Source organism: Roseateles sp. (assembly GCF_052436255.1).
GTDB lineage: Bacteria > Pseudomonadota > Gammaproteobacteria > Burkholderiales > Burkholderiaceae_C > Pelomonas.
The window spans coordinates 19,296-33,479 of record NZ_JBQVNP010000048.1 but is presented as its reverse complement, the minus strand read 5'-3'; the positions used below and the strand labels follow the sequence as shown (position 1 = coordinate 33,479).

Below are 14,184 nucleotides of genomic sequence, written 5' to 3'. Positions count from 1 at the left end.
GGCCTGTCGGCCATGGTGTTGTACGCCAAGGCCGGCGGCTGCCGCTGGGCCGGTGTACTGGCGCATTACGGCGAGGCGCTGGAAGCCGAGGCCCGGCGCTGCGGCCATTGCGACAGCTGCGCGCGCTTCGAGCGCCTGTTGGCGGCGGAGCGCAACGCGCCTGCCACCGAAACCGAGCCGCCGCCGGTCGCGGCCGCCGCGTTCGCGCCCGGTCAGCGGGTGCGCGTGCGCCGCTTCGGCTGGGGCGAGGTGCGGGCCTGCACGGCGGAGATGGTGCGCATCGATTTCCCGCGGCACGGCCAGCGGGACATCCATCCCGACTTCGTCCTGGCTACCGCAAGGGGCTAGCGCGGGTCACCACCCGCTCGACACGTCAACCGCCGCGCGTCACCGGCATCGAGATGGTGTCGGCCGGCAGCTTCATATGGCTGGCCAGCTCCAGCTTGGCCAGCGAGTTGCGGTGCACCTCGTCAGGGCCATCGGCCAGCCTCAGCGTGCGCTGGTGCGCGAACATCATGGCCAGCGGCGTGTCCTGCGAGACGCCCGCGCCGCCAAAGACCTGGATGGCCCAGTCGATGACCTGCAGGGCCATGTTGGGCGCAACGATCTTGATCATCGCGATGTCGGCCTTGGCGACCTTGTTGCCCACCGTGTCCATCATGTAGGCGGCGCGCAGCGTCAGCAGGCGGGCCTGCTCGATCATGCAGCGCGACTCGGCGATGCGCTCCTGCGTGACGGTCTGCTGGGCGATGGTCTTGCCGAAGGCGGTGCGCGCGATGGCGCGCTCGCACATCAGCTGCAGCGCGCGCTCGGCCGCGCCGATGGAACGCATGCAGTGATGGATACGGCCCGGGCCGAGGCGGCCCTGCGCGATCTCGAAGCCGCGGCCTTCGCCGAGCAGGATGTTGGCGGCCGGCACGCGCACATCTCTCAGCTCGACCTCCATGTGGCCGTGCGGCGCGTCGTCATAGCCGAACACCGACAGCGGTCGCAGCACCGTGATGCCCGGCGCGTCGGCCGGCACGACGATCATGGACTGCTGCTCGTGGCGGCCGGCGTCGGCATTGGTCTTGCCCATGACGATGTAGACGGCGCAGCGCGGGTCACCGGCACCACTGCTCCACCACTTGCGGCCGTTGATGACGTAGTCGTCACCGTCGCGTTCGATGCGGCACTCGATGTTGGTGGCGTCGCTCGACGCCACGGCCGGCTCGGTCATCAGGAAGGCCGAGCGGATCTCGCCGCGCAGCAGCGGCTCCAGCCAGCGGTCCTTCAGCGACTCGGACGCATAGCGCTCCAGCGTCTCCATGTTCCCGGTGTCGGGCGCCGAGCAGTTGAAGACCTCGGGCGCCCAGAACACCCGGCCCATGATCTCGCACATGGGCGCGTACTCGAGGTTGGACAGGCCCTCGGGCGCGCGCGTGGACTTGGGCAGGAAGAGATTCCACAACCCGGCCGCGCGCGCCTTGGGCTTGAGTTCCTCGATGACCCGGGTCGGTACCCAGGGGTTGCCGGCGCGGCGATTGGCTTCGACTTCCTCCAGGTAGCGGCGCTCGTTGGGGTAGATGTGCTCGTCGAAGAAGGCCAGCAGGCGCTCGCGCATCTGCGCGACCTTGGGGCTGTAATCGAAGTTCATGGCGCGGCTTTGGAGTGCGGGTGCTGCCAGTGTGGCGCAGCGCGTTGCCTGCACTTGTCACCGAGGCGGCAACGCGGCCCGCTGCAGGGAAGCTAGTTCAGCAGGCGCGCCTCGGCCAGCGCCAGCGCCGCCGGCTTGCCGCTGATGACCAGTGTGTCGCCGCCGGCCAGCGCCGCACCGGTGTCCAGCGCCACGGCCTTGCCGCTGGCACGGCGCAGTGACACGACGGCGACACCGATCGCATGCAGGGCCAGATCGTCCAGCAGGTGGCCGGCCAGTGCACTGGCCGTGGGCAGGGTCACGGAGGCGAGGCGGGCCTGGTCGAGCTCGTCGACGGTGTCATCGTCGGCGCCGTGGAAGTAGCCGCGCAGCAGGCCGTAGCGCTTGTCGCGCGCGTCGCGCGTGATGCGGATGACGCGGCGCATCGGCACGCCGACGAGGGCCAGCGCATGCGAAGCGAGCATCAGCGAACCCTCGATGGCTTCGGGCACCACCTCGGTGGCCCCGGCGGCCTTGAGCTTCTCAAGGTCGCTGTCGTCGATGGTGCGCACGACGACCGGCACGCGCGGTGAGTGTGTCTGCACGAGGTTGAGGATCTTCAGCGCCGACGGCGTGTCGTGATAGGTCACGACGACGGCGCTGGCGCGCGCCAGGCCGGCCGCCATCAGGCTCTGCACCTTGGCGGCATCGCCGAAGACGACGCTCTGGCCAGCGGCAGCGGCCTGCCGCACGCGGTCGGGGTCGAGGTCCAGCGCGATGTAGGGAATGGCCTCCCCCTCCAGCAGCCGCGCCAGGTTCTGGCCCGAGCGGCCGTAGCCGCAGATGATGACGTGGGCCTCGGTCTTGATGCTCTTCTTGGCGATGGTCGTCAGCGCCACCGACTGCATCAGCCAGTCGCTGCTGGACAGCTTCATGACGATGCGGTTGCTGTACATGATGATGAAGGGCGTCGCCAGCATGGACAGCACCATGCTGGCCAGCACCGGGCTGACCCATTCGGCGGCGACGAGCCGGTGCTGCTCGCCCAGCGTCAGCAACACAAAGCCGAACTCACCCGCCTGCGCCAGATACAGGCCGGTGCGCAGCGCCACACCCGGCGGTGCCCTGAACAGCCGCGCCAGCCCGGCGATCAGCGCGAACTTGGCCAGCACGGGCAGCGCCGTCAGCAGGATGACCAGCCACCAGTGGTCCACCAGCGGCCGCCAGTCCAGCTTCATGCCGATGGTGATGAAGAACAGGCCCAGCAGCACATCGTGGAAGGGCCGGATGTCGGTCTCCACCTGATGCTTGAACACGGTCTCCGCGATCAGCATGCCGGCCACGAACGCGCCCAGCGCCAGGCTCAGCCCGGCATGCTCGGTCAACCAGGCCAGGCCCAGCGTGACCAGCAGCAGGTTGAGCATGAAGAGCTCGTCGCTCTTGCGCCGCGCCACCAGCGTCAGCCACCAGCGCATCAGCTTCTGGCCACCATAGAACAACAGACCGAGCAGCACGGCCGCCTTCAGCGCTGCCCAGGCGAGCGCCTCGGCCATCTCACCGCCGCTGCTGTTGAGCGCCGGGATCATCACCAGCAGCAGCACCACGGCCAGATCCTGGAACAGCAGCACGCCCATGACGAGCTTGCCGTGCGGGCTCTCCAGCTCCAGCCGCTCGGCCATCAGCTTGACCACGATGGCGGTCGAGCTCATGGCCATGGCCGCGCCCAGCACCAGGGCGCCTTGCCAGCGCAGGTCCCAGGCCTGGCCCAGCCAGGCCAGGCCGGCCATCAACAGGGCATTGCCGACCAGCGCGCCGACGACGGTCAGCCACACCTGCGCCTGCCCCAGGCCGAAGACGGCTGTCTTCATCGTGCGCAGCTTGGGCAGGTTGAACTCCAGCCCGATGGCGAACATCAGAAAGACGACGCCGAACTCGGCCAGGTACTTGATGCTGGCCGAATCCTGCGCAAAAGCGAGCGCGTTCGGCCCGATCACCACCCCCACCGCCAGATAGCCCAGCATGGGCGGCAGCTTCAGGCTGCGGCAGACGACGACGCCGAGCACGGCGGCGACGAGATAGAGCAGGGCGAGGTCGAGGGAAGTCACCAGCGGGATGGTATTCGGGCGGCCACAATGCGCGCGCCACGCAAGACCCGGGCGACGCCCCCGCCAACGCACCACGCGCACGTAACCGCGCGAGCTGCGGGCAACGACCACAATCTCGCAACCGCGTTGTTCTGCCGCTTCCAAGGCTTCCGTATGAAGATCGAAACCATCCGACTGCGCAATTTCAAGGCGTTTCGTCAGGTCGACCTGACCGATCTGCCCAGCTTCCTGGTGGTGGTCGGAGCCAATGGTGCGGGGAAGTCCACATTGTTCGATGTATTCGGCTTCTTGCACGACTGCCTCAAGGGCAATGTGCGCACAGCGCTGGACAAGCGCGGGCGCTTCAAGGAAGTGCTCAGCCGGGGTTGCAACCCTGAGACAGACTCCATCCTGCTAGAGATCCAGTACCGCATGGAGATCACCGGCGTGGAACGCCTGGTGACCTACTCGGTGGAGATCGCAGAGCAGCAAGGCCAGCCCGTCGTGGAGCGCGAGATGCTGCGCTACAAGCGAGGACGCTACGGCAGCCCCTATCACTTCCTGAATTTCTCGCGCGGCGAGGGCTACGCCATCACCAACGAGGAAGACTTCGACGAACCGGACGAGGAACTCAAGCGCGAGGATCAGAAGGTGGCGCCCGACGCACTGGCCATCAAAGGGCTGGGGCAGCTGGAACGGTTCAAGGCGGCCAATGCTTTTCGCCAGCTCATCGAGAACTGGCATGTGTCGGACTTTCACATCAGCGCAGCGCGAGGTCGCAAGGACGCCTCTGGCGATTCAGAGCATCTGAGCGAGTCCGGCGACAACCTGCCGCTGGTGGCCCGCTCGCTGCACGAACAGCATCCGCAGCTGTTTCAGCGCATCCTGGACACGATGGCCCGGCGGGTGCCGGGGGTGTCGTCGGTGGAGCCCAAGCTGATGGACGACGGCTACCTGACGCTGCGCTTCCAGGACGGCTCGTTCAAGACGCCATTCCTGGACCGCTACGTGTCCGACGGCACGATCAAGATGTTTGCCTATTTGGTGCTGCTGCACGATCCCAAGCCCCACCCGCTGCTGTGCGTGGAAGAGCCGGAGAACCAGCTCTACCCGCAGCTGATGGGCGAGCTGGCGGAGGAGTTTCGGAGCTATGCCAACCGCGGCGGCCAGGTATTCGTATCCACGCACTCACCGGACTTTCTGAACGCCATCGAGCTGGAAGAGGCCTGCTGGCTGGTCAAGCGCGATGGTTGCACCGAAATCCACCGTGCCAAGGACAACGCGCAGGTCGCCGCCTACATGGCCGAGGGTGACCAGCTGGGCTACCTCTGGAAACAAGGCTTTTTCGACGGTGTCGACCCAGTATGAAGGAGCTGGTGTTCCTGGTTGAAGGCCAGGCCGAGAAAGACCTGCTGGATGTCCTGCTGCCGCGGGCGCTTCCACAAGGTGTTCGGCATCGCGTCATTCCATTCGAGGGCAAGCAGGACCTGGAGAAGCAGATGAGCCGACGCATCCGCGGCTACCAAAACCCGTCGGCACGCTTCATCGTGCTGCGCGACCAGGACAGCCATCCCGATTGCAAGGCACTCAAGGCAGGGCTGGTATTACGCTGCAAAGCGACGGGCCGCCAAGCCCAGTGCCTCGTGCGGATAGCCTGCACCGAACTGGAGACCTTCTATCTTGCCGATCTTGCAGCCGTTGAGCGTGCCCTTGAAATCCCGGGGCTGGCAAAGCAGCAAGGCAGCAGGAAGTTCCGCCACCCAGATGCCCTGGGCAGTCCAAGCCGGGAGCTCAGGGCGCTGACGAAGCTGCGTTACGAGAAGCGGGCCGGGTCGCGCCTGATCGGGCAACAGCTCGATCTCAACAACGAGCGCTCACCGAGCTTCAAGCATTTGATAGCAGGCATTCGTCGGTTGGGCGCCGAGTTGGATGGTGCTTGAGGGTGGCTCGATCGTTGCGCGAGGCGGTCGCCACCTTGGCTTTGCACTGAATCGCGGCTCCACGGCGTCATGCATGCCTTGCATGGCTGCATGACCACTTGGCTAGACAAGCCGTCGCCGCCGCCGCCGCCTTCGCGCTACCGTTCGCCCCACTCAAAGTTACGGAGCGTTTCGTGCCCAACCTGTCCTTTGTCTCGCCCACGCGCAACAGCCCGTGGGGCACCTATCTGTCGCAGATCGACGCTGTCGAGCCCTACCTCGGCCCCCTCAGTCGCTGGGTCGAGACGCTGCGCCGGCCCAAGCGCGCACTGATCGTGGACATCCCCATCGAGATGGACAACGGCACCATCGCCCACTACGAGGGCTACCGCGTGCAGCACAGCCTGACGCGTGGCCCTGGCAAGGGCGGCGTGCGCTACCACCCCGATGTCACCCTGGAAGAAGTGATGGCCCTGGCCGGCTGGATGACGATCAAGAACGCCGCCGTCAACCTGCCCTATGGCGGCGCCAAGGGCGGCATCCGGCTGGACCCGACGGGCCTGTCGATGAAGGAGCTGGAGAAGGTGACGCGCCGCTACACCAGCGAGATCGGCATCATCATCGGCCCCAACCAGGACATCCCGGCGCCCGACGTGAACACCAACGGCAAGATCATGGCCTGGATGATGGACACGTACTCGATGAACACCGGCGCCACGGCGACCGGCGTCGTCACCGGCAAGCCCATCGAGCTGGGCGGCTCGCTCGGCCGCGTGGCCGCCACCGGCCGCGGTGTCTTCGTCGTCGGCCGCGAGGCGATGCGCCGCCTCAACATCGACATGGACCACGCCCGCGTGGCGGTACAGGGCTTTGGCAACGTCGGCTCCATCGCCGCCAAGCTGTTCGCCGCCAACGGCGCCAGGATCGTCTGCGTGCAGGACCACACCGGCACCCTCCTCAACCAGAACGGCTTCGACATGCAGAGCCTGCTGGACCACGTGGCGCAGACCAAGGGCGTGGCCGGCTTCAAGGGCGGCGACATGATCGCCAATGAAGACTTCTGGGACATCAAGACCGATGTACTGATCCCCGCGGCGCTGGAAGGCCAGATCACCGCCGAGCGTGCCCAGCGCATCCAGACCCGCCTGGTGCTCGAGGGTGCCAACGGCCCGACCACGCCCGACGGCGAGGCCGTGCTGGCGGACCGCGGCATCGTCGTCGTGCCCGACGTCATTGCCAATGCCGGCGGCGTGACGGTGTCCTACTTCGAGTGGGTGCAGGACTTCTCGTCCTTCTTCTGGACCGAGGACGAGATCAACGTGCGCCTGGACAAGATCATGATCGGCGCGTTCAAGCACATCTGGGAAACGGGCGAGGACCACAAGATCCCGCTGCGCACCGCCGCCTTCACGGTCGCCTGCACGCGGGTGTTGCAGGCGCGCGAGGAACGCGGCCTTTACCCCTGATCGGGCCCAGGCGTGGGCGGCGGGAGCCGTCCACCCGCCCGGCCGACGCTGCTGGGTAGGCACGTAGGCACAATTCGGTCAGCACGCATGGACAGCCCGCGAGAAGCGGGCAAAGTCCGTCGACCTTCGTCATGGCGCCCGCATTGTCCGACTCCACATTCCCCGCCGTCGACCGCCGGCAGCTGCTCTGCGGCGCGCTGGCGTCGACCCTGCCGATGCTCGGCGGGCCCGCCGTGGCCGCACCCGGCCCGCTCATCGTCGGCGGCCTGCCGGTCACCTGCAACCTGACGCTGCCGGTCGCCTGCATGGCGCGCGCCAACAGCAACAAGGCGGCCGGCAGCAAGGCCTTCGCGTTCGAGTACAGCAAGTACAACGGCTGGCCCGAGATCAAGGAATCGCTGATGACGGGCCGCATCCAGGCGGGCTACATGCTGGCGCCCCTGGTGATGGACCTGGCCGACAAGCGGATCCCCGTCAAGATCGTCTCGCTGGGCCACCGCTCGGGCGCCGTCATCATGGTGCGCACCGACTCGCCCTTCAAGAAGTTCAAGGACCTGACGGGCAAGCGCATTGCCATCCCGAGCCGCTTCGCGGTGGACTTCCTGTTCCTGCGCAAGATGCTTGCCGCAGAGGGCATGAGCCCGAAGGACATCCAGATCATCGAGATGCCCCCGCCCGACATGCCGGCGGCCCTCTATGCCAAGGCGGTGGACGGTTACTGCACCGGCGAGCCCTTCGGCGCCGCCGCCCAGCGCGCCGGCTACGCCAGGCCGCTGCGCATGACGCGCGACGAGTGGCGCAAGTACATCTGCTGTGTGCTGACGGTGCGTGAAGAACTCATCCGGGAGAACCGGCCGCTGGTGCAGGACCTGGTCAACCACGTGCAGGGCGCCGGCCACTGGCTCGATCAGCAGGCGGCCAACCGCGAGAAGGCCATCCAGATCGCGGCGGGCCGCAAGTTCTTCAACCAGGACCCCAACATCCTGCGCTTCGTGATGGAGAACCCGACCGACCGCGTGACCTATGGCGACCTGCGCATGATCCGCGCCGAGTTCGACGAGCTGATGCAGCTGTCCATGGAGGCCGGCACCTTGAAGCAGCCCGTCGCTTACGAGAAGTACGTGGACGAGAGCTTTGTGAAGGCGGCCAAGGCCGCGCCGATTTCCGTATGAAACGCCGCGCCGTCCTGCTGGCCGCGCTGCCGGCTTCGGCCCTCGCCAGCACGCCGCCGCGGTTGAAGGCCGGCGTCTTCGAGCCCGCGCAGCCCGCACCCGAGTTCTCGCTCAAGGGCAGTGACGGCGCGACGCTCAGCCTGGCCCGGTTCAAGGGCAAGGTGGTGATGCTGGTGTTCGGCTTCACGCTTTGCCCGGAGGTCTGCCCGACGACGCTGGCCACGCTCGCACAGGCGCGCAAGGCGCTCGGCGCGGCCGCCGCCGACGTGCAGGTCGTCTACGTGACGGTGGACCCCGAGCGCGACGACATCGCGCGCATCCGCCAGTACCTCGCGGCGTTCGACCCGAGCTTCGTCGGCGCTACCGACACGCCGCCCAAGCTGGCCGACATGCGCAAGCGCTACGGCGTCGTCGCCGAGAAGATCCCCAAGCCGCAGGCCAACGCCTACGGCATGAACCACTCCACGTCGGTGTGGCTGATCGACCGCGCCGGCAAGCTGCGGGCCATGATGCCCTACGGCCACGAGGCCAAGGACTTTGTCCACGACCTCAAGCTGCTGCTGGCCACAAAGTGAGGCGCCTGCTCTGGCTCCTGCCGGCGCTGTTGCTGGCCCCCCTGTTCTGGGCCGCATTCGCACCCCTCCAACTCGCCTCGCGCGACGAGCTGTTCGAGATCCCGGCCGGCACCTACGCGCGGCGCATGGCCGGTGACAAGGTCGAGATCCTGCCCGACCGCATCGACCTGACGCTGGGCCTGAACGACGTGCTGCTGCTGCGCAACCGCGACGAGGTGCCGCAGCAGTTCGGGCCGGTGCTCATCATGCCGGGGCAGAGCTTTCGTTTGCCGTTCGAGGTCGCATCGACCTACAGCTTTGCCTGCAGCGCGCACGCCAGCGGCCAGATGGCTGTCGTCGTCGCGCCCACACCGGAACGCGGCTGGCCCGCACTGCAATGGCGCTGGCAGCAAATCATGAAACGCTGGAATGACAAGGACGAGCAGTGAACCTGCGCCTGAACCGGATCCTGCCGCCGCTGGCCGTCATCACCGTGATCATTGCGGCATGGTGGGCCACCGTCGTCTATACCGAAAGCCCCATCTTTCCCACACCCTGGGCCGTCGTCACGGGCACGCTGGAACTGGCCGAGGACGGCACGCTGTGGGAGCACATCACCGCGTCCCTCATGCGCGTGGGCATCGGCTTCGGCTGCGCGATGCTCATCGGCATTCCGCTGGGCCTGTGGATGGGCTGGGTGGACGCGGCCTACCGCACCTTCAACCCGATCTTCCAGATGCTGCGGCCGATCTCGCCCATCGCTTGGATCCCGCTCGCCATCCTGTGGTTCGGCGTCGGCGACGTGTCGCCCATCTTCCTGATCTTCATCTCGTCGGTGTTCCCGCTCATCGTGCAGACGACCTCGGGCGTGCACACCATCGACCGGCGCTACCTGCGCGCGGCGGCCAATTTCGGCGTGTCGCGCGCGGTGATGTTCCGCCGCGTCGTCATCCCCGCCGTGTTGCCGGAGATCATCATCGGCATGCGCATCGGCATCGGCGTGGCCTGGCTGGTCGTCGTGGCCGCCGAGATGATCGCGCTGCGCTCCGGCCTGGGCTATCTCATCATGGACTCGCGCAACGCCGGCAACCGCTACGACCTCGTCATCGCCAGCATGATCCTCATCGGCCTCATCGGCCTGCTGCTGGACGGCGCGACCCGCCTGCTCGAAAGACTCAAGACCGTGCGGTGGCGCTATGTCCGCTGAGTTGATGCCGCTCGCCCAACCTCGCATCGCTGAACGCAAGCGCGTCTGGTCGGTCTTGCAGACCGCGCAGCCGACTGAGCGGCTGCTCTTCGGCAGGCACGACAAGTCCACAGGACTTGTCGTGTCCGGCCTCAGCCCCCGAGGCAACGGCGATGCCCGCGGCATCGAGCCGCGACCACATCGCCAAAGCGGGCCAGCTTGGGAGCGGCCCGGCGCTCGGCCTGCGACAGGGCACCACGGCCACGAAATAAATCACTGACATGGCTCCAAAAATTTCCGTCAGCGGCCTGACCAAGAGCTTCAAGGCCGCCAAGGGTGGCCAGCTGCCCGTCATCCAGGGCGTGGACTTCCACGTCGCCGAAGGCGAGTTCGTCGCCATCGTCGGCCCCTCGGGCTGCGGCAAGTCGACGCTGATGAACATCCTGGCCGGCTTCGAGCAGGCCGACAGCGGCAGCCTTCTCATAGACGGCGAGCCCCATCCCGGCCCCAGCCCGCAGGGCATCGTCATCTCGCAGTACGGTTCGGTTTTCCCCTGGCTGACCGTGCAGCAGAACCTGATGTTCGGGCTGACCGGCCAGGAGCACGGCGTCGATGCCGCGCGCGCCAAGCTGGCCGACCACTACGCGGCCATGGTTGGCCTCAAGGGCTTCGAGGGCGCCTACCCGCACGAGCTATCGGGCGGCATGCTCAAGCGCGTGGAGCTGGCGCGGGCCTTCATCGTCAAGCCCGAGATCCTGTATCTGGACGAGCCGTTCTCGGCGCTGGACGCGCTGATGAACCTGCGCATGCGCAACGAGCTGCTGCGCATCCTGGCCGAAGAGAAGCACACCGTGCTGCTCATCACCCACGACGTCGACGAAGCCCTCTACATGGCCGACCGCATCCTCGTGCTGTCGCCACGGCCGACGCGCATCCAGGCCCGCTTCGATCTGGACATGCCGCACCCGCGCCGACTCATCAGCCCGGAGATGGACAAGCTGCGCGAGGTCATCCTGAAGGAGCTGGGCGTGGACCTCAACCCTTGAGCACGGCGCCCGTGCTGTCCAGCACGCGCAGCGTGACGGGAACGGCGGCGGCCACGCTCTGCGTGACGGTGCAGTAATCCTCGAAGGTGTCCAGCACACGCTGGAGATGGCCCAGCTCGGCAGACGGCCGACCCAGGTGCAGCTCCACCGCCAGGCCCTGCACGCGGTTGCGACCGCGCTCGTTCTTGCCGACCGTCGCCTTCACTTCGGTGCGCAGCGGCGACGGGTCGTCCTTGTACTTCTGGCAGGCAAACCACAGCGACGCACTCAGGCAGTTGCCCACCGCCGAGCACAGCAGCTCGACCGGGTCGGGGCCGAGACCCGTGCCGATGGGCGGCGGCTCGTCGGACAGCAGCACCGGCACCGCTGCCGAATAGTGATGTTCGAACTGGTAGGCCTGGCGCTGGATGAGGGTGACGCTGGGGCGGTCCATGAGGTCTCCGTCTGGTGATATGGGGGCTGATAACAAAGTGCCGAACTGGCTGTCAATGTTTCGAAGTAGGCCGGTTGGCGAGAATGGGCAGCGACGTCAAAGTGTCGACTTTGCTCCGGCGCACGAAGCGCTTGAACCCGTCGACGACCGCTGCGTCATCGCCAGTGACGGCGGCCAAGCGCGGGACTCATCTCGCGCTGCAACGCGCGCCAGACCCGCTCCAGACCTGCGCACATCCACGGCTGGCCATCCCTGAACACGCGCCACTGCCTCACGTCCCTTGGGTTCGGCTCGAAATGAAGGACCCAGGCAACGCCGCCACAGGAGAACGTCCAGTCGAACGGCTGGCGCTGGTCCTCGTGCCTCGGCTTAGGGAATTCTGCAGGTTCGTCGGCCGGAGGGCGCAATCGTCGCTCGCGCCGAGCATCGCGCTCAGCAGGCGTTGCTGGACGGTAGGGTCGCATGCTCAAATGTTAGGCAAATATCGTTAACGATTCACCGACAACACGTTATCCAGCATGGCGGACACCGAAATGATGCCGATTGATGTGTGCGACAGGTTCGGAGCTGCACCGAGCATGCCCTCCGTCATCGACAAGGTCGGCATCGCACTCCAGTCGCTACATTTGCGGCCACTGAATGCGCTGCGACATGCGCCAGGCAACGGAACTTGCGGCTGGTACATCTGGGCTGGGGACTTCTCTGACGACCCAGAATTCTTCTCTCCGCTTCACGTCGCACACTTGAACGCTCACGTGCCTGAATTCACACCGTACCTAGCGCTTCCGCCAGGATGGCGAGTGCAGTTGGCGCCGGGGCATGAGGACGTTTGGTTCGACGAAGGAGTCCGAGATGTGCGTGGATAGCCCGTTGCTGCAGCGGACGGCTTCGCCGCCCGCTGAGCGCCAACGTTGAGGCTGTCAAATAACCCCCAGCCGGGTCGCTACCAATTCATTTCTTGACGCCTAGCGCGTCAAATGAGCGGACTCATTCAGGAGTTCCGCAATGCCCCGCTACAAGCCCTGTGATCGCCATGCGCTGCTGCTGCCGGTGGTGCTGTCGGAACAGATCGTGCCGGGCAGCTTCGCCTTCGCGCTGGACTACCTGGTCGACCACGAGCTTGATCTGACCGCGCTGGACGCGCGCTTCAACAACGACACCACGGGCGCCAGCGCCTTCGACCCGCGCGTGATGCTCAAGATCGTTTTGCTGGCCTACAGCCAAGGCCTGATCTCCAGCCGCAGCATCGCCGCCGCCTGCGCACGCAACGTCCAGTTCATCGCCCTCAGCGGCGACAGCCAGCCCAGCCATGCCCACATCGCCAAGTTCGTCGCCTCCCTGAGCGACCAGATCAAGCCCCTGTTCAGCCAGGTCTTGATGACCTGCGACGCCCAGGGCCTGATCGGGCGCGACATGTTCGCCATCGACGGCGTCAAGCTCCCCAGCAATGCCAGCAAAGAGCGCAGCGGCACCCACGAAGAGCTGAGTCACCGGGCCGATCGCCTGGACAAGGCCGCCGACAAGATCCTGGCACTGCACCAGGCCCAGGACAAGGCGGGCGCGCAAGCCCCGCTGGACACCCAGCGTCAGCGCCGCATGGACGCGCTGCGCCAAGAGGCTGCGCGCACCCGCGAGTTCGTCGTCAAGAACAAGCCGCGCTTGAACAGCAAGGGCCAGGAACTCAAGTCCAACATCACCGACCCCGACAGCGCCAAGATGGCCACCAACAAGGGCGTCATCCAGGGCTATGCCGCGCAAGCCGCAGTGGACAGCGCCCACCAGATCATCATCGCCGCCGACGTGGTGGGCTCAGGCTCCGAGCAAAGCATGCTCGCGCCCATGATCGAGCAAGCCAAGCCCTGGCGCGATGACAACACCCTGGTCACCGCCGACGCCGGTTATCACAGCGACGCCAACGTGCAGCAACTGCATGACACCGACACCCCCGCCTTGATCGCCGACAACCAGATGCGCAAGCGCGACGAGCGCTTCCAAGGGCAAGGCAAGCACAAGGCAAAGCCTGACCCGCTGTCGCAGAAGAAGGCCAGCGACCAGCCCGAGGACATCAAGCACTTTCGGCCCAAGGACTTCAGCTTCAACGACGACCACACGGCGACCTGTCCGGCCGGCAAGGTGCTGAGCAGCAACGGGACCGTCCACATCACCGCCAGCGGCCAGCCGTACCAGGCCTACATCGCCCAAGCGGCGGACTGCAGCCCGTGTGGGCTGCGCGGCCAGTGCATCAACAGCCGGCGCAGCCAGGAGCTGCAAAGCCAGTTGTTGCGAGGTCGGCAAGTCAGTCGCTTCCTGCCCAAAGTGCCAGAGCCCAGTCACCCCAGCGAGCGCATGCGCCAAGCCATCGATTCACCGCGAGGCCGGCAGCTCTACAGCCAGCGCATCGGCACCGTCGAGCCGGTGTTTGCGAACCTGCGGCACAACAAGCGTCTGAGCCGCTTGAATCACCGCGGCCAGACCAAGGTCAGGACGCAGTGGCGCCTGTACTGCCTGGTGCACAACATCGAAAAGCTATCGAAGGCGGGGTTCGGGCAACCCGGGGCTCGGTAAGCGGCCCAGCAGACGACACAATCGACTTCAGGTGGGCGGACCGGCGCGATGGAACACGAAAAGTCAGCTCATGTCACCAAGTAACCCAATGACCCGGTTCAACAGCCGTTCATGCGGGCCGTGCGGCACGGGGGACTTTGGATC

At 66.4% G+C, this 14,184-nt stretch carries 14 protein-coding genes; 11 read left to right on the top strand and 3 right to left on the bottom strand.

Annotated features, from left to right (window positions below):
- Nucleotides 1-348, top strand: a 348-nt coding sequence (locus ACT6S0_RS13030) for a RecQ family zinc-binding domain-containing protein (protein WP_444764254.1), incomplete at its 5' end; no start/stop codon positions are given.
- A gap of 25 nt (nucleotides 349-373) precedes the next feature.
- On the opposite strand, the gene ACT6S0_RS13025 is transcribed toward ACT6S0_RS13030, so the two are convergent.
- Nucleotides 374-1,636, bottom strand: coding sequence for an acyl-CoA dehydrogenase family protein (locus ACT6S0_RS13025; protein ID WP_444764253.1), 1,263 nt, complete (start codon nucleotides 1,634-1,636; stop codon nucleotides 374-376).
- A gap of 92 nt (nucleotides 1,637-1,728) precedes the next feature.
- Nucleotides 1,729-3,720 carry a cation:proton antiporter domain-containing protein gene (locus ACT6S0_RS13020; protein ID WP_444764252.1) on the bottom strand — a complete coding sequence of 664 codons (1,992 nt, stop codon included), beginning with the start codon at nucleotides 3,718-3,720 and terminating at the stop codon, nucleotides 1,729-1,731.
- 153 nt (nucleotides 3,721-3,873) lie between these two features.
- Between ACT6S0_RS13020 and ACT6S0_RS13015 the strand changes: the two genes are divergently transcribed.
- From ACT6S0_RS13015 to ACT6S0_RS12980, 8 genes are all read left to right on the top strand, one after another.
- Entirely contained in the window at nucleotides 3,874-5,067 is a 1,194-nt protein-coding gene (locus ACT6S0_RS13015; protein ID WP_444764251.1) for an AAA family ATPase, read from the top strand.
- The gene (locus tag ACT6S0_RS13010) at nucleotides 5,064-5,639 is read left to right on the top strand and encodes a DUF4276 family protein (protein ID WP_444764250.1); all 576 of its coding nucleotides are present in this window, start codon (nucleotides 5,064-5,066) and stop codon (nucleotides 5,637-5,639) included. The genes ACT6S0_RS13015 and ACT6S0_RS13010 overlap by 4 nt, the downstream gene beginning before the upstream one ends.
- Before the next feature lie 173 nt (nucleotides 5,640-5,812).
- Nucleotides 5,813-7,084: a Glu/Leu/Phe/Val family dehydrogenase gene (locus tag ACT6S0_RS13005; protein ID WP_444764249.1), complete on the top strand. Its 1,272-nt coding sequence runs from the start codon at nucleotides 5,813-5,815 to the stop codon at nucleotides 7,082-7,084.
- Nucleotides 7,085-7,227: 143 nt separating this feature from the next.
- Complete coding sequence (locus ACT6S0_RS13000) at nucleotides 7,228-8,256, top strand: ABC transporter substrate-binding protein (RefSeq protein WP_444764248.1); 1,029 nt, start codon at nucleotides 7,228-7,230, stop codon at nucleotides 8,254-8,256.
- Entirely contained in the window at nucleotides 8,253-8,831 is a 579-nt protein-coding gene (locus tag ACT6S0_RS12995) for an SCO family protein (RefSeq protein ID WP_444764247.1), read from the top strand. Before ACT6S0_RS13000 ends, ACT6S0_RS12995 begins: the two co-directional genes overlap by 4 nt.
- Nucleotides 8,828-9,259: a cupredoxin domain-containing protein gene (locus tag ACT6S0_RS12990; protein WP_444764246.1), complete on the top strand. Its 432-nt coding sequence runs from the start codon at nucleotides 8,828-8,830 to the stop codon at nucleotides 9,257-9,259. The genes ACT6S0_RS12995 and ACT6S0_RS12990 overlap by 4 nt, the downstream gene beginning before the upstream one ends.
- On the top strand, nucleotides 9,256-10,017 hold the full coding sequence (locus ACT6S0_RS12985) for an ABC transporter permease (RefSeq protein WP_444764245.1): 762 nt from the start codon (nucleotides 9,256-9,258) through the stop codon (nucleotides 10,015-10,017). Before ACT6S0_RS12990 ends, ACT6S0_RS12985 begins: the two co-directional genes overlap by 4 nt.
- 260 nt (nucleotides 10,018-10,277) lie before the next feature.
- Nucleotides 10,278-11,042 (top strand): ABC transporter ATP-binding protein, encoded by a 765-nt coding sequence (locus ACT6S0_RS12980; protein WP_444764244.1) that lies wholly within the window; start codon nucleotides 10,278-10,280, stop codon nucleotides 11,040-11,042.
- On the opposite strand, the gene ACT6S0_RS12975 is transcribed toward ACT6S0_RS12980, so the two are convergent.
- Nucleotides 11,032-11,475: an OsmC family protein gene (locus ACT6S0_RS12975; RefSeq protein WP_444764243.1), complete on the bottom strand. Its 444-nt coding sequence runs from the start codon at nucleotides 11,473-11,475 to the stop codon at nucleotides 11,032-11,034. The two genes, ACT6S0_RS12980 and ACT6S0_RS12975, sit on opposite strands and share 11 nt — an antisense overlap.
- A gap of 518 nt (nucleotides 11,476-11,993) precedes the next feature.
- Here ACT6S0_RS12975 and ACT6S0_RS12970 point away from each other — a divergent pair.
- Both ACT6S0_RS12970 and ACT6S0_RS12965 read left to right on the top strand, forming a co-directional pair.
- The gene (locus ACT6S0_RS12970; protein ID WP_444764242.1) at nucleotides 11,994-12,341 is read left to right on the top strand and encodes an immunity protein Imm33 domain-containing protein; all 348 of its coding nucleotides are present in this window, start codon (nucleotides 11,994-11,996) and stop codon (nucleotides 12,339-12,341) included.
- A 139-nt stretch (nucleotides 12,342-12,480) separates the two neighbouring features.
- Nucleotides 12,481-14,040, top strand: a complete 1,560-nt coding sequence (locus ACT6S0_RS12965; protein ID WP_444764241.1) for an IS1182 family transposase — start codon at nucleotides 12,481-12,483, stop codon at nucleotides 14,038-14,040.
- Nucleotides 14,041-14,184 lie beyond the last annotated feature (144 nt).

What these genes read in the sequence shown, in the direction of transcription:
- ACT6S0_RS13025 (WP_444764253.1), bottom strand. Translation starts at nt 1,636, where the DNA reads ATGAACTTCGATTACAGCCCCAAGGTCGCGCAGATGCGCGAGCGCCTG.
- ACT6S0_RS13015 (WP_444764251.1), top strand. Translation starts at nt 3,874, where the DNA reads ATGAAGATCGAAACCATCCGACTGCGCAATTTCAAGGCGTTTCGTCAG.
- ACT6S0_RS13010 (WP_444764250.1), top strand. Translation starts at nt 5,064, where the DNA reads ATGAAGGAGCTGGTGTTCCTGGTTGAAGGCCAGGCCGAGAAAGACCTG.
- ACT6S0_RS12995 (WP_444764247.1), top strand. Translation starts at nt 8,253, where the DNA reads ATGAAACGCCGCGCCGTCCTGCTGGCCGCGCTGCCGGCTTCGGCCCTC.
- ACT6S0_RS12980 (WP_444764244.1), top strand. Translation starts at nt 10,278, where the DNA reads ATGGCTCCAAAAATTTCCGTCAGCGGCCTGACCAAGAGCTTCAAGGCC.
- ACT6S0_RS12975 (WP_444764243.1), bottom strand. Translation starts at nt 11,475, where the DNA reads ATGGACCGCCCCAGCGTCACCCTCATCCAGCGCCAGGCCTACCAGTTC.
- ACT6S0_RS12970 (WP_444764242.1), top strand. Translation starts at nt 11,994, where the DNA reads ATGGCGGACACCGAAATGATGCCGATTGATGTGTGCGACAGGTTCGGA.
- ACT6S0_RS12965 (WP_444764241.1), top strand. Translation starts at nt 12,481, where the DNA reads ATGCCCCGCTACAAGCCCTGTGATCGCCATGCGCTGCTGCTGCCGGTG.